Below are 17,944 nucleotides of genomic sequence, written 5' to 3' on the forward strand. Positions count from 1 at the left end.
CGCCAGCCGCGCCCGCGCCGTGAGGCCGGAGAGCCCGGGCAGAGCGTGGGTGTGGGGCGTGACGGCGCAGGCGCCCCGGCGAGCCCGGAGATCTCGCCCTGCTGCTCCTCGGGGAGCTCGACCGGACGACGTTGTCCGCCCGGGTCAGCGTCCCGCCGAGGCCGATCAGGAGTCACGCCGAGGCCGGTCAGGAGGAGGCCGGGCCGTTGTTCGGCCGCCCCGACGGCGCGCGCGAGTGCGAGGGGCGCGCGGCCTGCTTATCGTCGGACTGGCAGACCGTGGAGAACCGCCCACATCGGTCCGGGGCCGAGCGAGCGGGTGCCGCCGCGACGGCGGCCCGACCTGGCTCCGGCTCCCGCTCCGCGCCACGACGAAGGGTCAGATCATGTCTGCGTCCACCACCTCCCACACCGGACCGCTCCGCGCCGCGCAGATCGCCGCACCCCAGGACACACCGACGCTCGTCGAGGTCGTCCGCCGGGAACCGGGGCCGGGGTCCGTGCGGATCACCGTCGAGGCGTGCGGTGTGTGCCACTCCGACCTGCTGATCAGCTCGGGCATGCTGCCGGGCACCACGTTCCCGGTCACTCCCGGTCACGAGATCGCCGGACGGATCGACGCCCTTGGCGAGAACGTGACGGGCTGGCAGGTCGGCGACCGTGTCGCCGTCGGCTGGTACGGCGGCAGCTGCGGCCACTGCGACGCCTGCCGGGACGGCGACGCCGTGCTGTGCCCGGAGCTGTCCATCCCGGGCGTGGCCTACCCGGGCGGCTACGCCGACTCCGTCGTCGTGCCCGCCGTCGCCCTGGCGGCGATCCCGGACGAGCTGACCGCGGTCGAGGCGGCGCCGCTGGCTTGCGCGGGCGTGACGGTCTTCAACGCGCTGCGCCGCACGGCCGCCCGCCCCGGCGACACCGTCGCCGTTCTCGGCCTGGGCGGCCTCGGTCACCTGGGCGTGCAGTTCGCCCAGAAGATGGGCTTCGACACGGTGGCCATCGCCCGCGGCCAGGAGAAGCGGGACCTGGCGCACAAGCTGGGCGCCGCGCACTACGTCGACAGCACCGCCGGTGAGCCCGCGCAGGCGCTGCAGTCCCTCGGTGGGGCCAAGGTGGTGCTGGCCACCGTCACCAGCTCCGAGGCGATGTCCGCGACCGTCGACGGGCTCGGCCGCCGCGGCGAACTCGTGATCGTGGGCATCTCACCGGAACACATCAACGTCACCCCTCTCCAGTTGGTGCCCAACGCCAGGAAGGTCTACGGCCACGCCTCCGGCACCGCCGTCGACACCCAGGACACCCTGCGCTTCGCCGCCCAGACCGGTGTCCGGGCTTGGGTCGAGGAGATGCCGCTGGAGGAGACCGCTGCCGCGGTGGCGAGGATGGCCGAGGGCAGGGCCCGCTTCCGGATGGTCCTCACCACGGGACGCTGAAACCCCGCCGCGGGGGCATGGTGGTGTCCGTGGGTGCGGGCCGGGAGGTACGGGCATGCGGTGGTGGACCGGGGCATGGATGGCGGCCGGCACGGTCGTCCTGGCGGCTTGCGGCGGATCGGCGGGGGACGGATCGGCCGGCGTGCCGCCCGGGGGGCGTTCCGCGCCCTCTTCCGCGCCCCCTTCGGCGCCCCCTTCCGTGACCTCGGCCTCGAGCTCTCCCCCGAGCTCTCCCTCGGGCTCTCCCTCGGGCTCGCCTTCGGGTCCGGCGGTCGGCTGTGCCGCGGGGCGTGCGGAGGTCGTCGTCGCCCCCGGTGACGCGGCCGTGCGCCGGCTGTGTGTACGGCCCGGGACCGTCGTGTCCCTCGTGATGGAGCCCCGGACCGACGACAGGCGGTGGACGGCCGTACGCAGCTCCGCGCCGGCGCTCGTGCTGCCGTCCGGATGGCAGGTGGGCCCGGACGGCACCGCCCGTGCCGCACTGCGGTGTGCGGGCACCCGGGGTGGCTCGGCCAGGGTCACGGCCTCGGCGAAGGCGCCGGACGTGGCGGGTGCGGCGGGCGTCGCCTTCACGCTGGACGTGAGTGTCGTGCCGTACCCGCGGGAGGGGTGACCCCGGCTCCCGGACCCGGGGAACCGGGAACCGGGAGGCAACCGGGATCACCCCCGCGCCCGGGTCAGCCGCAGTCGCGGACCTCGAAGGTGTAGATCCCGCGCCCGTGGGTGGCCGCGTACAGCGTGCCGCCGTCCGGGCTCAGCTTCAGCTGGAGCACGGCGACGGCCGGGAGCCGGCCCACGCGCTGCCACGTCGTACGGCCCGGCGCGCGGTAGACCACGCCGAGGTCGGTGGCGACGGCGAGACCGCCGTTCGGCGTGACGACGGCGGAGTTCGTCGGCACGTCGGGGAGGTTCGCCGAGATGTCCTTCCAGGTGGTGCCGCCGTCCCTGGACTCGAAGACATGGCCGACACCGGCGCCGGGCCCTTCGGTCCAGTGCCGGGAGAAGCCGTTGACCGCGAGGTACACGTGGTCGGCGTTCTTCGGGTCGACGGCGAAGCCGCTGAGGTAGCGGTTGGGCACGGTGCCGTCGGCGCCGCCGCCCGGCAGGGCGATGTCGTGCCAGCCGGTGCCGTCCGCGTTGCCGACGGCGATGCCGCGGGCGAAGCCCTGGTTGTTGCAGGGGCCGCACCAGGCCGCGTACACCTTGCCGCCCGAGGCCGCGACGGCGGTCGCGGTGCGGCCGGCACCGAAGTCGTGCACGCTCGTCCACTCCGAGCCGCTGCGGATGGCGTAGCCGTGGGTCTGGACCCACACGTGGCGGCCGCCCGCGATCCAGGTCGCGCTGTTCTTCTGGTCGGCCGCGAGCGGGGCGATGAAGCGGGCCTCGCCGGTGGCGTTGTCGGCCGGGGCCACGTTGTACGAGGTGACCTTGCTCGGATCGGTCGTCCAACCACCGTCGTTGACGGCGCAGTTCTGGGTGACCTGGACGGCCAGGTAGACGTACTCCTCGGCGATGTCGCAGCCGTCGGCGGGGTCGGTGAGGGTGTCGCCGCCGTCGCCGCCGAAGTTGGAGCCCATCACCTTGTCGTCGCCGCGCAGGACGGACTGGCCGTTGTCCTGCAGCCCGCCGGTGACGGAGACGCCGCCGTGGGTCAGGTCCCGGCCGATGCCCACCGAGTAGTACTGCAGGGTGTCGATGGTGCCGTCGTTGAGGGAGGTCCAGTCCGTGGCGTGCCCGGAGGAGTCCTGGGAGCCGTGGACCGGGCGCCGGTAGACGCCGCCGTCGTTGCCGACGTACACGTAACTCCTGCCGTGGCGGCGGCCGATCGCCACGCCGTGCTGGTCGGAGTGGGTGGTCTGGTGGCAGTCGCCGGTCTGCTCGGCCGGGTCGATGCTCCAGCAGGAGAAGCCGAAGTTCCAGTACGGCCCGACGGTCGACCAGCTCGTGCCGCCGTCCTTGGTCTCGTAGACCTCCTCCAGCCCCGCGTACACGTGCTCCGGGTCGCTCGGGTCCACTGTGAGGAACTGGTTGTACCAGGCCTGGACGCCAGGCATATAGCCGCTGGTGGTCAGCGCCGAGCCGTCGGCGGCGAGGCCCTTGTAGTCGGCGATCTTCGTCCAGGGGCCGGTCGGAGAGCCGGACTTGGAGACGTAGATGCCCTCCAGACCGCTGTCCGGATTGGTGTTGAGCTGCTCCGGGGACTGGTCGATGGCGTAGTAGCGGGACCCGTCGGCGGAGCGGGCGAAGGTGACGTTGCCGACGTCGTCCGGGTCGGCCGGGAGGTCGCCGAGACCGCTGGTGATCCGCGTCCAGGCGCCGTTCACCTTGGTGTAGAAGCCGTTGTAGTCGTCACCGCTGCGCCAGCCGACCGCCAGGACCACCTTCGCGGGGTCCTTCGGATCGACGGCGATGTCGTTGGCGATGTTCTTGTACGCGGCCGAGGGGTCCTTCGCCTGTGAACCGCCCGGCAGATAGTCGGGGTTGGGCGCGAACTCCAGTTTCCAGGGGCCGGTGAGCCGCTTCGTGGAGTGGCTCCACACCCCTTCGCTGGTGGCCGCCCAGACCTTGCCGCCGCCGAAGCGCAGCTCGTGGATGGTGGTGCTCTCCAGCTCGTCGCCGCCGACGCGGCTGCGCCCGGAGAAGGTGCCGTCGTGCGGGCGGGAGAGGACGTAGACGCCGCTGCCGAGGTAGGCGTCCGCGTTGGTCGTGGCCTCGCCGGTGCCCAGCCACAGCCGTCCGGCGCCGTCGAGCGCGAGGGCGCCGGTGGACTGCGAGGACAGCCGGTCGCTGATGGGCTGCCAGTGGCCGCCGCCGGTGCGCGACCGCCACACTCCGCCGCCCGCGCTGCCCGCGTACACGTATCCGTCGTCGTCGGCGGCCATCGCGGCCATACGGCCGGTGACACGCCCCGCACCACCGCTGGAGTTGGAGTCGATGTCGCGGTAGCGCGGGTCGTCGGAGTCGTAGGGCAGGCCGGTGACGTGGTGCCAGCGCCCGCCGGTGCCGGACAGGTCGCCCAGGCTGTTCCAGGCGGCTCCGTACGCGCCCGGCGCGACGATGCCGGGCGAGGTGCGGGCCTCGGCGTACTGGTCCGCTCCCTCGGCTATCTCGTCGGCCTCGTTGCCGTCGTCCTCGTCGGCGGCCTTCACCTTGTGGGTGTCGCCGCCCGCCGAATGCGTTCGTTCGGCGGCGAGTCGGGCGAGGGCACGGGCGCCGAAGGGGGTGCCGTCCCGGCCGGGGGCGGCGCCCGCGGGCAGGGACACGAGTGCGGCGGAGGCGGTGATGGCGCAGATCGTGAGCCACCGTCTCCTGCGGGTGAGTGAAGACAACGGATCCTCCCGGAAGGGGCATTGGTTCAGCCGTCGCTGAGACCCGACCACTTCCGGGAGGAGAGGTCCGACACTTGGCCGGAATTTGACCAGAACCCGTCAATCGCGGGGGGAGGACATGCCGCGAGGGCGGCCGGGGACGCCGGCCGCCCCGCGCACGGTGGCGTCAGTCGCGCGTCCTGCCCGGTTCGGGCAGTTCCCCCAGTTCGGTACGGATGTGCAGCACGTCGCCGATGAACAGGTCGTACACCAGGACCCCGATCACGCCGCCGACCAGCGGCCCGACGATCGGGATCCAGAAGTAGTCGCTGAACCACGCGCCGTTCCCCGGGAAGGCGTACCCGTCCCAGCCGGCCAGCCAGGTCAGCAGCCGCGGGCCGAAGTCACGGGCGGGGTTGATGGCGTATCCGGCGTTCGCACCGTAGGACATGCCGATGGCGGCGACGACGAAGCCGATCACCAGCGGGCCCAGGTTCGCCTGCACCGCCGTGTTGCGCAGGTCGATGACCGCGACGACCAGCATGACCAGGAAGGCGGTGCCGACGATCTGGTCGATCAGCGGTCCCCAGACACCGCCGTTGTAGTACGGCGCCGGGAAGGTGGCGAAGATCGAGAACGTGGCGAGCGTCTTCCCGCCCACGTGCGGGTCCTTGGAGGCGGCGTCGTACGCGCTGATCGCGTCGTGGTAGACGCCCAAGACCAGCGCCGCCCCGGCGAAGGCGCCGACGACCTGCGAGAACCAGTACGGAAGGACCTTGACCCAGGGGAACTTGCGGCGCATGGCGAACGCCAGCGTCACCGCCGGGTTGATGTGCGCTCCGCTGACACCGCCGGCCACGTAGATGCCGAAGACCACGGCCATGGCCCAGCCCCAGGTGATCAGCAGCCAGTCGCCCGCGGCCAGGAAGATCGTCGTGGGCGTCGCGGCACGGCCCGAGCCGGGCAGCGCCGCGACCGCCACCGCCACGACACCGCATCCGAACGCAATGAGGACGAACGTCCCCAGGAACTCTGCCAGGCACTCACCCAGCAGGCCTCCGCGGCGCCTGAGCCGCGAAGGCTTGATCAGGGGAGAGATCTCCACAGCCATCTTTACCCCCTTCAGAGGGTGCATTCCGGTGCATTCCGGTTTTAACACCATCGTTGCGCACGAATCGATTTCCGACACTGCGGGACGGAACGGACACGGCGGCGGGCCGACGGTGCGACGGCCGGGTGGTCGAGCATTCAACGGGCGCCGGGCGACGGGCGCGGGGCGACGGGCGACGGGCGCGGGGCGACGGGCGCCGGGCGCCGGGCGACGGGACAGTCAGCTGTCGAGGTCGTCGGCGTAGTGCCGGAAGCCGTGCCGGTCCACGTGCAGGCCCCACAGGGTGTCCGCGAGCACGGCCGGATCCTTCCTCGGGTGTCCCGGCACGATCGCGCCGGGGACGACGAGCTGGGCGACATGGATGCCCTCGGCGGCGAGCCGGTCGTGCAGCAGATGGCCGTAGGCGCTCTCGGCGGCGAAGGCGATCGAGGTGCCCGCCCGGTCGGGGTGCGGGACGACGGCGGTGCCGCCGTTGACGAGCAGGATCGTGCCGCGGCCCAGGGCGCGCATGCCGGGCAGGACCTGCTGCACGGCGGCGACGGGGCCGTACACCGAGAACTCGACCGGACCGAGCAGATCCCTGGGGGTGGTCTCCAGCACCGGCAGCATGAAGTCCCGCTGCGGCACCGGGCTGTACTGGAGCACCTCGACCGGCCCGAGCTCCGCGCCCGCCGCGCCCAGGGCCGCCGCCAGCGCCTGCGGGTCGCGCACGTCGGCGGCGAACCCGCGCGCGGTCACCCCCTCGGCGCCCAGTTCCCCGGCCAGGGCGTCCAGCCGGCCCCGGTCACGCGCGACGAGCGCGACGTCGAACCCCTCACGGCCGAACCGGCGCGCGACAGCGGCTCCCAGCCCGGGCCCCGCCCCGACGATGGCAATGGTGGTCATGACGCGTGACCGTACTGCCTCCTCGGGGCGGCGGCCCGGTGGTCACACCCGCTCGGTCACCCGGTCGGGCGCGTCCGATCCGACCGGCACGGCCGTCACCAGGAGCCCCGCGGGCGGTCGGCGTGTCGGGGCCGGGCCCCCGAACCACCCGCCGTGGGTGAGGCCGCCCACCGCCCGGCGGAGGGACGCTGCCGATGCGCGACGGCCCGGTGCCGACGGGCCGGTGTGCCGGAAGGACGGTGGACGATGGCCGACGACAGAGCCGAGCGCATCGCGGAGTTCATCGAGCCCCTCAGGGTCGCGCCCGGCTCCGAGGTGCATCTGGCGAGGGACTTCGACCCCGGTTACAAGGCCGGTGTCCGCAAGAAGAAGGACGGTGAGGAACTGCTCCGCAGCGGCACCGAACTGCTCGCCGACTACCAGCGCCGGCTGGCCGCCCAGGACACCTACGGGGTGCTCGTGTGCCTGCAGGCACTGGACGCGGGCGGCAAGGACGGGACGATCCGGCACGTGATGAGCGGCGTCAATCCGCAGGGCGTGCGCGTGACCGCCTTCAAGGTGCCCTCGGCCGAGGAGCTCGACCACGACTACCTGTGGCGGTACGCCCGCCATATGCCGGCCCGCGGTGAGATCGGCATCTTCAACCGCTCCCACTACGAGGAGGTCCTGGTGGTGCGGGTGCACCCCGAGAACCTCCGCCGGCAGAAGCTGCCCGCCGCCGCCCGGAAAGGGGACGTGTGGGAGCGGCGGTACCGGGAGATCAACGACTGGGAGCGCTATCTGACCGACAACGGCTTCAGGATCGTGAAGCTGTTCCTGAACATGTCGAAGGAGGAGCAGCGCATCCGCTTCCTCAAGCGCATCGACGTCCCCGAGCGCAACTGGAAGTTCTCGTCCGCGGACGTCCGGGAGCGCGCCCGCTGGGACGACTACCAGTGGGCGTTCTCGCACATGCTGTCGGCCACCAGCACCGAGTGGGCGCCCTGGTACGTCCTGCCGGCCGACCACAAGTGGTTCACGCGCATCTGCGCCGCCGCGGTGCTGGCGCACACCCTGATCGACATCGACCCCCGGTACCCACAGGTCAGTGACGAGAGCCGGAAGCAACTGGCCGAGGCGGGGCGGGAGCTGGAGCGCGAGGCGCCCAAGGGCGCGGCCGCCGATCCGTACGCCGCCTCGGTCCCCGGATCCGGCAAGGGTGGGGGCGGGAAGCGGAAGCACTCCGGCGGCAGGGGCAAGCGCTCCGGCAAGAAGGGCTGAGAGGAGACCCGCGCCATGACCGCGCAGGCAGATGCCCCGCACGAGCGGGCGACCGGCGGCCGGGCGTGGTACGCGTGCCCTCCCGAGCAGGTCGCCGCGTCGTTCGGGGTGGATCCGGCCGTGGGACTCTCCGCGGCCCGGGCGGCCGAGCTCCTCGCGGCGCACGGCCCCAACGCGCTGCCGGAGGAGAAACCCCTGCCGGGCTGGCGCCGGTACCTGGCCCAGTACCGCAGCTACATGCAGCTGGTCCTGGTGGCCGCGGCCGTGGTGTCCTTCCTCGTCGCGGAGTGGAGCACCGGCGTGCTCCTGATGGTGCTGACGGTCCTCAACGCCGTCGTCGGCATGCGCCAGGAGGGCAAGGCCGAGAGCGCCATGAACGCGCTCAAGTCGATGCTGAAGGCGACCGCCCGGGTACGCAGGGACGGGACGGAGGCCGAGATCCCGGCCGAGGAGGTCGTCGCCGGCGACGTCGTGCTCCTCACCGCCGGGGACGAGGTGCCCGCCGACGGACGGATCGTCGCCGCCAGCGCCCTGCAGATCGACGAGTCCGCGCTGACGGGCGAGAGCGTGCCCGTCGGCAAGGACCCGGCGACACTGACCGGCGGTGACCTGGGGCCCGGGGACCGGACGAACATGGCGTTCATGAACACGCCGGTCACGCACGGCAGCGGAACGGTGATCGTCACGGCCACCGGCGCCACCACCGAACTCGGCCGCATCTCCGGCATGCTGTCGGCCACGCCCCGCGAGGCCTCCCCGCTGGACCAGGAGCTCAACCGGCTCACCCTGTGGATCATCGGCGCGGCCGGACTGACGATGATCGTGATGTTCGTCCTGGGGCGCAGCCGCGGCGAGGCCTGGGACGCGCTCTTCGTGAGCGCGGTCTCGCTGGCCATCGCCGCCATTCCGGAGGCCCTGCCCACGGTGACCCAGACCATCCTGTCCATCGGCGGGGTCGACCTGGCCCGGCGCGAGGCGATCGTGAAGGACCTGCCGTCGGTGCAGTCGCTGGGGTTCACCTCGGCGATCAACTCCGACAAGACCGGCACCCTCACGATGAACCAGATGACCGTCGTGGAGGTGGTCGACCCCGGCGACCGCTACACCGTCTCCGGCACCGGCTACGGCCTGGACGGCAAGGTCCACCACGCCGTGGGCAGCACGCCCGGCATCGAGGACGCGATCCTGCCGTACGTGGTCGCCAGCGACGCCGAACTGGTGGGCGGCAAGGTGGTCGGCGACCCCACCGAGGGCGCCCTGCTGGTGCTCGGCCACAAGGCCGGACTGGACATCGACGCCACCCGGAGCCGGCTGCCCCGGCTGGCCACGCTGCCCTTCGACCCCTCGTACAAACTGATGGCCACCTTCCACTCGGCCACGGACGCGGCGGGCCGCCCCGTCGTGCGGTGCTTCGTGAAGGGCGCCGCGCCCGCGGTCATGGACCGCGCCGCCACCGGGCTGCGCGACGGTACGGCCGTCCCCTGGGACGCCGAGCTGCGCCAGCGGGCCCAGACGCACGTCGAGCGCATGGGCGGCGAGGGGCTGCGGGTGATGGCCGCCGCGCGGCGCGATCTCGACCCCGCCGTCTTCGACCCCGAGGGGGACCTGCTCGGACACGTCACCGACCTGCAGATGACGAGTCTGGTGGGAATGGTCGACCCGCCCCGCGCGGAGTCGCGGGCGGCGGTCGCCGACGCGCAGGCCGCACACATCCGGGTGCGGATGGTCACCGGGGACGACGTCGTCACGGGCGCCGCCATCGCGCGGCAGCTCGGCATCGAGGGCGCGGCGATGCTCGGCGCGGACTTCGCGGCGCTGGACGAGGGCGAGCGGCTGGCCAGGATCGACGACATCGGGGTGGTCGGCCGGGTCGCCCCCGAACACAAGGTGCTGCTCGCCGAGACGCTGAAGAAGAAGGGTGACGTGGTGGCCATGACCGGGGACGGTGTCAACGACGCCCCGGCCATCAAGGCGGCCGACATCGGCATCGCCATGGGCTCCGGCACGGAGGTCGCCAAGAACGCCGGGCGCATGGTGCTGACCGACGACAACTTCGCCACGATCGTCTTCGCCGTCGAGCAGGGCCGCAAGATCTACGACAACCTCACCAAGTACATCCGCTTCGTCCTCGTGCTGCTCGTCGTGTTCGTGCTGACGTTCCTCGGCGCCGCCCTGTTCGACATCGCGGCGGGTGAACCCTTCTCCCCGGCCCAGGTGCTGTGGATCCACTTCTTCGTCAACGCCGCCTTCGGCTTCGCGCTCGGCTTCGACCGGCAGAGCCCCGGACTGATGGAGCGCAGACCGCGCCCGCGCGGCGAACCCGTGCTGACCAGGAGCGTGATGATCACGGTCGGGCTGTCCGGACTGGCGATCACGATCGGCCTGCTCCTGCTGATCAAGCTGGGCGAGTCGCACTACGGCAGCACCGCCATCGGCCAGTCGATCGCCTTCACCTCCTTCGCGCTCTGCCTGATCGTGGCCGCCCTCGAGTGCCGCAGCGAGACGGACACCGTCCTGACCACCGCCAGTTTCGACAGCAAGCAGATGAACCGGGCGATGCTCGTGGAGTTCGCGCTCGCGGTGCTGGTCACGCAGATGGACGGGTTCCAGCGGCTGCTGGGCACGACCCGGATCGACGCGGGGCAGTTCGGCTGGGCGCTGCTGCCGCCGATCGCGCTGCTGGGGCTGTGGGAGCTCGGCAAGTTCGTGGCCAGGCGCGTCGTCGGAAGGTCGGCCGGACCGGCGTGAGCGAGGGCGGCGGCCAGGACGACCCGGCACGTCACCGCCGGGGGCTGCGGGCCGTCCCCGGCGTCCGGGCGGTCTCCTCCTACCGCCGTGAGTGACACGACGGGCCCCGGCGGGCTGCCGGCCCACCCGCCCCGCTCACCCCGCCGGGCGCCGTCCCCGTCCTCAGCGCGAGCCGTACCACCCTCGGCCAGTCCGCGGACGGTCTGTTCACCGGGGCGCCGGGGCAGTGGCGCGGCAGGCGTACCCGCAGTGCGCCGGGGGCGATCCGGCACACGACGGGGGCGGGCAGCACGGCATGCTCACCGTCGACACCGGCCGGGACGGTGGCCGCGTCCGCCTCGACGACCACGCGGTCGGCGGTCAGCCGCGTCAGGCCGGGCGAGCGCGCGCCACGCACCAGCCGCGCGGCCTGGGCGGTGCTGCCGACGCGCACGCACACCACGCCGAGCCGTCCGGAGTCCAGGCACTCCCGGCGCCCCGGACGGGACGCGTCGGCGGCACGCCGGTAGGGGTTGTTGCTGACGAGCAGCGCCTGCAGTCCGTCGAAGTGTCTCCTGCCCGACCGCATCCGCAGCCTCGGGGCGTCGTCGCCGGTGAGGAGGCCGGGCATGGTCTGCAGGACCGTGCGCAGCTTCCGGTCCCGGTAGCCGGGATCGCTCACGACGGCCGCGTACGTGCCGAACGAGGCGTTGTTGACGAACACCCGGTCCGCGGCGAAGCCGAGGTCGACGCGGATCTCGTAGCCGTCGGTCAGCGCGTCCAGGGCGGCCGCCGGGTTCTCCCGGTCGAGGCCGAGGTCCAGGGCGAAGTGGTTGCGGGTCCCGGCGGGGATCACCAGGAAGGGCAGGTCGTGCCGGGCGGCGACCTCCGCCACCAGGGCCTGTGTGCCGTCTCCGCCGGCCACTCCCAGCAGGTCGGCTCCGTCGGCCACCGCGCGCCGGGCCAGCTCCGCCACGTCCTGGTGCCGCTCCGGTTCCAGCAGGACCACCCGGGCACCCGCCGCCCGCGCGCGCTCCGCCAGGTGGAAGCGGGCCACCTTGCCGCCGCCGGAACGGCAGTTCATCACGATCCACGCGTTGCGCGGCGGCTGGGCCGGACTGCGGTCACGACCGCGCGTACCCGCCCCGCCCGAAGGCGTCAGCGCGATCCGCGCGGCCGCGACCGCCAGCACCCACAGCCCCAGGGACAGGCAGGCAGGCAGCAGCAGGCCGTTCGCCGCGTACAGGGCGAGGACCGCGAGCGGCGCGGCCACCGACACCAGCACCCCCAGCGCCCGGACGGCCCCGGTGTGCGCGAGGGTCCACCACAGTCCGGCGGCGGCGAGCGCCGGCCCGGCGAGCCCGGCCAGCGCCCACAGCACGCTCCTCAGCCCGGCGGCGACCAGCGGCACCAGCACGGCGGCCGCCAGGGCGAGCAGGGCCAGCCGGGCCCACCTGGTGTCACGGCCGCCGCTCACGTCGATTCATCTCGTGGCGGCGCTGCCGGTCAGCACCTGCTCCTTGGCCCGGCGGAACTCGTCCTCCGTGATGTCGCCGTGGTTGCGCAGTTCGGACAGCCTGGCCAGCTCCTCCGCGCTGCTGCGCGGGCTCTTGGCACCCGCCGTCTCACGGACGTAGGAGTCGAAGGCCGCCTGCCGTTCGCGCGCCTCCGCCAGTTCACGCTGTCCCATGCCCTTGCCGCGGGCGACGACGTAGACGAAGACGCCGAGGAAGGGCAGCGCGATGGCGAAGATCAGCCAGCCGGCCTTCGCCCAGCCGTTCAGCGAGTCGTCGCGGAACACGTCCACGATGACCTTGAAGAGCAGGACGAACCACATGACCAGCAGGACGAACCACAGCATCGTCCAGAACGCGCTCAGCAGCGGATAGTCGTATGCGAGGTACTCCGGTGTGTCCACGTCTTGCCTCCGGGTCTTCCCGCCGTGCCGGGCCTTCGCCCGGACGCCGCACTCTGCTGCCCTCAGCCTGCGCACAGCGGGCGGCCCCCGGCCTCACCCGAACCGGGTGAGACCGCCGGGGGACGTCATCCGGCGGCCAGCCCGTTGTCCGGGCGCAGCCCCGCCAGCTTGTCCGGGTTCACCTGGAAGCGCAGGTCGCTGATGCGCCCCTGCACCAGGCCGAAGGTCAGCGCCGCCGCCGGCCGGCCCTGGAACGTCAGGAGCACACCCAGCTCGCCGTTGATCCCGGCCGGCTGCATGACCACGCCGGCCGTCCGGGGCTTCGCCAGGACGCCGAGGATCCAGCGGGCGACGTGGTCGGGGCCGTGCAGCGGGCGGCGGGCCGCGGTGACCTTGCCGCCGCCGTCCGACCAGCAGGTCACGTCGGGGGCGAGGAGTTCCATGACCGCGTTCAGATCACCGCCCGCGCAGGCCTCGATGAACTGCGCGGTGATCTCCTCGCGTCGGCCCGCGTCCGTGTCGTGGCGGGGGCGGCGGGACTGGACGTGGGCACGTGCGCGGTGGGCGATCTGACGGATCGTGGGTTCGGGGCGGTCGAGAATGCCGGCGATCTCCGCGTGCGAGTAGCCGAAGACCTCGCGCAGCAGGAAGACCGCCCGCTCGACGGGGGCGAGGGTCTCCAGGACCACGAGCATCGCGGTGGACACGCTCTCGGCCAACTCGGTCTCCACGGCCACGTCGGGGGAGGTCAGCAGGGGCTCCGGCAGCCACGGGCCGACGTAGGTCTCGCGGGTGGCGCGGGCCGAGGTCAGACGGTTGAGGGAGAGGTTCGTGACCGTGCGGACCAGATAGGCCTTGGGGTGGCGGACCGTGGAGCGGTCCGTGCCGTGCCAGGTGAGCCAGGTGTCCTGCATGACGTCCTCCGCGTCCGCGACGCTGCCGAGCATCCGGTACGCCGTGGCGAACAGCAGCCGCCGGTGTTCGAGATACGGGTCCTGTCGCGCCGTCGGCTCGTGCTGCATGGCATCAACCTGTCAGAGCCGTGTTCCTCACGCCACCGCCGCCCGGGTCGCCCGGCCGCCCCTGGAGACCGTGGCGGTGACGTTCACGTGCTTGCCGAGCCGGTACGCCGTCACGGGGCTGCCGCTGACGAACTCCTTGTAGAGGACCGCCGCCCGGCCCTTGAGGAAGGCCCGGCGGGGGGTGTCGTCGGCGCGGGTGAACTGGATGACCGCGTCGTGGCGGCCCAGGCTCACCGGCTGGTGGACGTAGCCGAAGCGGAAGGGCTTGGGCGACCTGCCGCGCAGCAGACCGGCGATGGTGTCGGCGGTGTACTGGGCGGTGGGCAGCCCGCTCTGGCAGGTCCCGTGCAGCCGGCCCCAGGCCAGCCGGACCGCGGCCGCGTCGCCGACGGCGTGGATGTCGGGGTGGGAGACGGAACGCAGGGTGGCGTCCACGACGACCAGGCCCCGCTCGTCGGTCTCGATGCCCGCGTCGGTGGCGAGCCGGGGCGCCCGGACGCCCGCCGTCCACAGGCACACGTCCGCAGGGACCGTCTCGCCCGTGGCGAGTTCCACCGCGTCCGGCAGCACCTTGGCCACCGGGGCGCCGGTGATGACCGTGACGCCCAGCCGGTCCAGTGCCCTGTTCAGGTGCGTCCGTGCCCTCTCGCCCATCATCGAGCCGGGCTCCGCCGAGGAGATCAGCGTGACGTCCAGCCCGGGGTGGGCCTCGGCGATCTCGGTCGCGGCCTCGACACCGGTCAGCCCGGCGCCGCACACGGCGACCGTCCCGCCGGCCGCCTCGGCCGCGCGCAGCCTCGCGGCCAGGCGTCCGGCCGCCTCCTGCCCGTCGAGGGTGAAGGCGTGCGCGTCGGCGCCGGGCACCCGGCCGGTGTCGGTGGTGCTGCCGAGGGCGTAGACCAGGGTGTCGTACGGCAGCACGGCCGTCTCCGGGACCGCCGTCTCCGGACCCGCCGTGCCCGCGTCCCCCGTCATCTTGGCCACCGTCGCCTTGGCCACCGTCACCGTGCGCGCGTCGGCGTCGATCGCCGTGGCGAAGCCCCGCACGAACGTGATGCCGGTACCGGCGAGCAGGTCCCGGATCCGGTGCTCGGCGAGTTCCTGTCCGGTGGCGGCCTGGTGCATGCGGAGCCGCTCGGTGAACCGTTCCGAGGGATTGACCAGCGTGATCCGGACGCCGGTACGGCGCGTCCGGTGGGCCAGGCGGATCGCCGCCAGCATCCCGGTGTAGCCGGCACCGAGGACGACGACGTCGTGATCACCGTTCGACGTGTTCGACGCGTTCGACATGTCCCACTCCCAGGGTCACGTCACCCGCCCGCGGGCCGGGGACGACCATGGGACAAGTGGGCCCGTGCGGGCGTGACAGGTCATGAGCGTGACCCGCGTCACACATCAGATCCCGGGCTTCACGACGGGCGCGCGCCGCCGCCGTCAGCCGTCGGTGCGACCGGGTTCGTACGCCGCGAGCGCCCAGATCATGAAGAGGTAGATGGCGATCATGATGATCGCCCAGACCGGCGCGTACGGCAGGAACAGGAACTGGATGACGATGCCGACGGCCGCCAGGGCGATGCCGACGGCCCGCGCCCACGCGGCGCCCTTGAGGATGCCCGCGCCGGCGAGGGCGGCGACGACACCCACGATGAGCAGGATCCAGCCCCAGCCGGTGAGGTTGATCTTGTAGACGTAGTGGCCGACGCGGGCCCAGACGTCGTCCTCGGCGATCGCGGAGATGCCCTGGAGAATCGCGAGGACGCCGGAGACCAGCATCAGGACGCCGGCGAAGACGACTCCACCGCCCGCCAGGATGCTGCCGGACGACCGCTGCGGCTTCGTCGGATGCGCCTGCTGCGCCATGTCGGTACCTCCGCCGTCGAGTCGCGTCCTGTCACCTCACGTACGACGATCCGGCCGGGCCGGCCGTCCCACCACGGGTGTTACGCCGTACGGATGACGCCGACATGCGGTCGCCGGGGTCCCGATCTTGACTGGGATGACCACAGGACGACCGGGCGATCGAGCCCGATGGAGGCGAGCGGGATGGCTGATTACCGGACGGGTGCGGCGCTGGCGCTGGCGGTGGCGGCCGGTGTGGGGCTCACAGGCTGCTCGGACAACGGCAACGCGTCGTCCACCGCAAGCAAGGCCGCCTCCGCCGCCGTCAGCAAGGCCGCATCCGCCGCCTCGTCCCTCGCCTCGATGGGCGCGGACGTGGTCGCGTCGGCCAGCGCGGAGGCGAGGCGGCGGCTCGACGAGGTGAAGAACGGCATCGAGGCCAAGGACGAGGTGAAGCTCGGCACGCCGGCCACCGCCTCCGACGGCCGCACCACGGTGGACGTCACGGCCACCAACACGGCGGACTCCGCCAAGTCCTTCGCCGTCCAGGTCAGTTACAAGGACTCCGGCGGCAATCTCCTCGACACGGTCGTCGTCACCGTCGACAACGTGGCGGCGGGCAAGACCGGCACGGCCACGGCCAGCAGCACGCACAAGCTGTCGGGCACCGTGCAGGCGGAGGTGACGAGGGCCCTGCGCTACTGAACCCCGCGATGCCGGCCCTCCGCCGGTCAGGCCATCCAGAAGAAGACGGCGGTCATCCGCTTCTCCTCCAGCGTGCGTCCGAAGTAGCCGGTGGCGCTGTGGACGAGGTTGGCGTTGTAGAGGAGGAGGCGGTTGTGCCGGTGGGGGACACGCACGTCCTCCTCGAAGGCGTCGGGTGCCACGAACCGCGTCCCCAGGGCCTCGACGAGGTTGTTGTGCGGGGCCTGGACGACATTGCCGCCGAGGCGGCCGCCGGGCAGCGACTGCCGGTAGAAACTGGTGCCGCAGTCCTTCGGGACGCCGGGGTTCAGGTACAGCACGGCGGCGTACCGGCACAGTGCCCGCGAGTCGGTGTGCGGCCGGGGCTCGCTCTCGCCCTCTCCCACCACCTGCACGCAGTTGTGGTTGAGGGTCCCGCCGCCGGGCGCCCGCTGCACCCACAGCTCCCGGGCCCCGGTGGCCTTCTTCACCAGCCGCTCGACGCGGCCCAGTTCGGAGGGGTCGAGACCGGGCATGGTGCGCAGTCCCGGCCAGGTCTCCGAGGTGTAGGGGTACCCCTTGACCCAGTCGTCCTTGGCCAGACACCGTTCCCGCACGGCGTCGGCGTCGGTCAGGACGTCGTCCAGCACCCAGTAGTCGCGGCCCTTGGTGGGCTTGCGATAGGGGAGGACCGGGAGCGCCGAGGGAACTCCGGGGGGAAGCTGTGGGGGCATGCCGCGAATCTAGGGCGGGCCTGCGCCAGGACTCTCCCGTCAAGTGGTCAACATTTCGTCAACGACCCCCGGCCGCAGGCCTGTTCGTCATCGGCTCGGCGCGCAGCCGTCACGTCGCAACTCGCCTCACCACAGTCCCTCGACTTTTTGCCAAAGCCATAGAGTCGCACGCCTTTTTCATCCGTACTGCTGTGTGGCCGAACCGCCCGAGGGCGGGATCAACGACCGGCAGGAGGCACGGTGCGCTTTTCGCGGAATGCGACGGGAACTCTCTTCGTGGGCGGTGCCCTGAGCCTGACGCTCGCGGCACTCGTCTACCCGAGCATGCTCGGGGTGAGCACGGCCTCCACCTCACCCGACCGCATCATCGCGCAGACGCAGTGGGGCCCGCTGACCGAGTCCGACCGGGACTTCGTCGTGAAGGTGCGCGCGGCCGGGCTCTGGGAGTACCCGGTCGGCCAGATCGGCCTGCAGAAGGGCACTTCGAAGGCGGTCATCACCGCCAGCCAGCACCTGGTCGACGGACACTCCGCGCTGGACACCACCTGCCGCAAGATCGCGCCCATGCTGAACATCACGCTGCCCAACATCGCGAGCCCCCAGCAGGAGGGCTTCGTCGCCACCCTCAAGTCGGACAGCGGCAAGAAGTTCGACACCGACTTCGCCAACATCCTGCGGATGACGCACGGCTCGATCTTCAACACGGTGGCGAAGATCCGGTCCACCACCAAGAACACGCTCGTGCGCGCCCTGGCCGACCAGGCCAACGACACCGTGCTCGACCACATCACGGTGATGGAGAAGACCGGCCTGGTCGACTTCAACCAGACCCTCTTCCAGCAGACCACTCCGCCGAAGCTGCCCGACTCCGACCTGACCCCGCCTCCTCCGCCCGCCGGTCAGCCGGAGGTGGTGCTCACACCGCCGCCGAACGCCACATCCACCCCGGTGGACATCGACCGCATCGCCGGCGGTGGCGGCTCCGGCGGCGGCGGCGCGGCCACCCCCAGCCCCAGCCCGACGGCGG

Annotated in this window: 15 protein-coding genes; 6 read left to right on the plus strand and 9 right to left on the minus strand. The window is 72.4% G+C overall.

The window, feature by feature from the left end; all coding sequences use genetic code 11:
- The first annotated feature begins 385 nt into the window (after positions 1-385).
- Positions 386-1,429, plus strand: a complete 1,044-nt coding sequence (locus tag ACFW2E_RS19805) for an alcohol dehydrogenase catalytic domain-containing protein (protein ID WP_384468091.1) — start codon at positions 386-388, stop codon at positions 1,427-1,429.
- Between the two features lie 370 nt (positions 1,430-1,799).
- Positions 1,800-2,042 carry an acetyl-CoA synthetase gene (locus tag ACFW2E_RS19810; protein ID WP_384468116.1) on the plus strand — a complete coding sequence of 81 codons (243 nt, stop codon included), beginning with the start codon at positions 1,800-1,802 and terminating at the stop codon, positions 2,040-2,042.
- Between the two features lie 64 nt (positions 2,043-2,106).
- Here ACFW2E_RS19810 and ACFW2E_RS19815 read toward each other — a convergent pair whose 3' ends face one another.
- The 3 genes from ACFW2E_RS19815 to ACFW2E_RS19825 all read right to left on the minus strand — a co-directional run bounded on the left by ACFW2E_RS19815 (position 2,107) and on the right by ACFW2E_RS19825 (position 6,733).
- Complete coding sequence (locus tag ACFW2E_RS19815) at positions 2,107-4,758, minus strand: glycosyl hydrolase (RefSeq protein ID WP_384468093.1); 2,652 nt, start codon at positions 4,756-4,758, stop codon at positions 2,107-2,109.
- Positions 4,759-4,924: 166 nt separating this feature from the next.
- Positions 4,925-5,848 (minus strand): MIP/aquaporin family protein, encoded by a 924-nt coding sequence (locus tag ACFW2E_RS19820; RefSeq protein ID WP_384468095.1) that lies wholly within the window; start codon positions 5,846-5,848, stop codon positions 4,925-4,927.
- Positions 5,849-6,067: 219 nt separating this feature from the next.
- A complete protein-coding gene (locus ACFW2E_RS19825; protein ID WP_384468097.1) occupies positions 6,068-6,733 on the minus strand; it encodes an SDR family NAD(P)-dependent oxidoreductase in 666 nt (221 codons plus the stop codon).
- 246 nt (positions 6,734-6,979) lie between these two features.
- Here ACFW2E_RS19825 and ACFW2E_RS19830 point away from each other — a divergent pair, with 246 nt between their 5' ends.
- Both ACFW2E_RS19830 and ACFW2E_RS19835 read left to right on the plus strand, forming a co-directional pair.
- Positions 6,980-7,993, plus strand: coding sequence for a polyphosphate kinase 2 family protein (locus tag ACFW2E_RS19830; RefSeq protein ID WP_384468099.1), 1,014 nt, complete (start codon positions 6,980-6,982; stop codon positions 7,991-7,993).
- Positions 7,994-8,008: 15 nt separating this feature from the next.
- Positions 8,009-10,741: a cation-translocating P-type ATPase gene (locus tag ACFW2E_RS19835; RefSeq protein ID WP_384468101.1), complete on the plus strand. Its 2,733-nt coding sequence runs from the start codon at positions 8,009-8,011 to the stop codon at positions 10,739-10,741.
- A gap of 79 nt (positions 10,742-10,820) precedes the next feature.
- Here the strand turns inward: ACFW2E_RS19835 and ACFW2E_RS19840 are convergent, their stop codons facing one another.
- The 5 genes from ACFW2E_RS19840 to ACFW2E_RS19860 all read right to left on the minus strand — a co-directional run bounded on the left by ACFW2E_RS19840 (position 10,821) and on the right by ACFW2E_RS19860 (position 15,520).
- Positions 10,821-12,197, minus strand: coding sequence for a diacylglycerol/lipid kinase family protein (locus tag ACFW2E_RS19840; RefSeq protein WP_384468103.1), 1,377 nt, complete (start codon positions 12,195-12,197; stop codon positions 10,821-10,823).
- 6 nt (positions 12,198-12,203) lie between these two features.
- The gene (locus tag ACFW2E_RS19845; RefSeq protein ID WP_384468118.1) at positions 12,204-12,581 is read right to left on the minus strand and encodes an SHOCT domain-containing protein; all 378 of its coding nucleotides are present in this window, start codon (positions 12,579-12,581) and stop codon (positions 12,204-12,206) included.
- 182 nt (positions 12,582-12,763) lie between these two features.
- The gene (locus ACFW2E_RS19850) at positions 12,764-13,660 is read right to left on the minus strand and encodes an RNA polymerase sigma-70 factor (RefSeq protein ID WP_384468105.1); all 897 of its coding nucleotides are present in this window, start codon (positions 13,658-13,660) and stop codon (positions 12,764-12,766) included.
- Between the two features lie 27 nt (positions 13,661-13,687).
- Entirely contained in the window at positions 13,688-14,950 is a 1,263-nt protein-coding gene (locus tag ACFW2E_RS19855; RefSeq protein WP_384468107.1) for an NAD(P)/FAD-dependent oxidoreductase, read from the minus strand.
- A 144-nt stretch (positions 14,951-15,094) separates the two neighbouring features.
- Positions 15,095-15,520: a hypothetical protein gene (locus ACFW2E_RS19860; RefSeq protein ID WP_384468109.1), complete on the minus strand. Its 426-nt coding sequence runs from the start codon at positions 15,518-15,520 to the stop codon at positions 15,095-15,097.
- Positions 15,521-15,703: 183 nt separating this feature from the next.
- Between ACFW2E_RS19860 and ACFW2E_RS19865 the strand changes: the two genes are divergently transcribed.
- A complete protein-coding gene (locus tag ACFW2E_RS19865; protein WP_384468111.1) occupies positions 15,704-16,204 on the plus strand; it encodes a hypothetical protein in 501 nt (166 codons plus the stop codon).
- Between the two features lie 26 nt (positions 16,205-16,230).
- Here ACFW2E_RS19865 and ACFW2E_RS19870 read toward each other — a convergent pair whose 3' ends face one another.
- Entirely contained in the window at positions 16,231-16,917 is a 687-nt protein-coding gene (locus ACFW2E_RS19870; protein ID WP_384468113.1) for a DUF6445 family protein, read from the minus strand.
- A 276-nt stretch (positions 16,918-17,193) separates the two neighbouring features.
- On the opposite strand from ACFW2E_RS19870, the gene ACFW2E_RS19875 reads away from it, so the two are divergent.
- Positions 17,194-17,944 (plus strand): DUF4142 domain-containing protein (locus ACFW2E_RS19875; protein WP_384468115.1); only part of this gene is annotated, 751 nt, incomplete at its 3' end.

This window comes from Streptomyces sp. NPDC058964 (assembly GCF_042741275.1).
GTDB lineage: Bacteria > Actinomycetota > Actinomycetes > Streptomycetales > Streptomycetaceae > Streptomyces.

Bases quoted from the DNA above. Each gene is read 5' to 3' on its own strand.
- ACFW2E_RS19835 (WP_384468101.1), top strand. From the start codon at position 8,009: ATGACCGCGCAGGCAGATGCCCCGCACGAGCGGGCGACCGGCGGCCGG.
- ACFW2E_RS19830 (WP_384468099.1), top strand. From the start codon at position 6,980: ATGGCCGACGACAGAGCCGAGCGCATCGCGGAGTTCATCGAGCCCCTC.
- ACFW2E_RS19855 (WP_384468107.1), bottom strand. From the start codon at position 14,950: ATGTCGAACGCGTCGAACACGTCGAACGGTGATCACGACGTCGTCGTC.
- ACFW2E_RS19870 (WP_384468113.1), bottom strand. From the start codon at position 16,917: ATGCCCCCACAGCTTCCCCCCGGAGTTCCCTCGGCGCTCCCGGTCCTC.
- ACFW2E_RS19860 (WP_384468109.1), bottom strand. From the start codon at position 15,520: ATGGCGCAGCAGGCGCATCCGACGAAGCCGCAGCGGTCGTCCGGCAGC.
- ACFW2E_RS19850 (WP_384468105.1), bottom strand. From the start codon at position 13,660: ATGCAGCACGAGCCGACGGCGCGACAGGACCCGTATCTCGAACACCGG.
- ACFW2E_RS19810 (WP_384468116.1), top strand. From the start codon at position 1,800: ATGGAGCCCCGGACCGACGACAGGCGGTGGACGGCCGTACGCAGCTCC.
- ACFW2E_RS19825 (WP_384468097.1), bottom strand. From the start codon at position 6,733: ATGACCACCATTGCCATCGTCGGGGCGGGGCCCGGGCTGGGAGCCGCT.
- ACFW2E_RS19820 (WP_384468095.1), bottom strand. From the start codon at position 5,848: ATGGCTGTGGAGATCTCTCCCCTGATCAAGCCTTCGCGGCTCAGGCGC.
- ACFW2E_RS19805 (WP_384468091.1), top strand. From the start codon at position 386: ATGTCTGCGTCCACCACCTCCCACACCGGACCGCTCCGCGCCGCGCAG.
- ACFW2E_RS19865 (WP_384468111.1), top strand. From the start codon at position 15,704: ATGGCTGATTACCGGACGGGTGCGGCGCTGGCGCTGGCGGTGGCGGCC.
- ACFW2E_RS19845 (WP_384468118.1), bottom strand. From the start codon at position 12,581: ATGCTGTGGTTCGTCCTGCTGGTCATGTGGTTCGTCCTGCTCTTCAAG.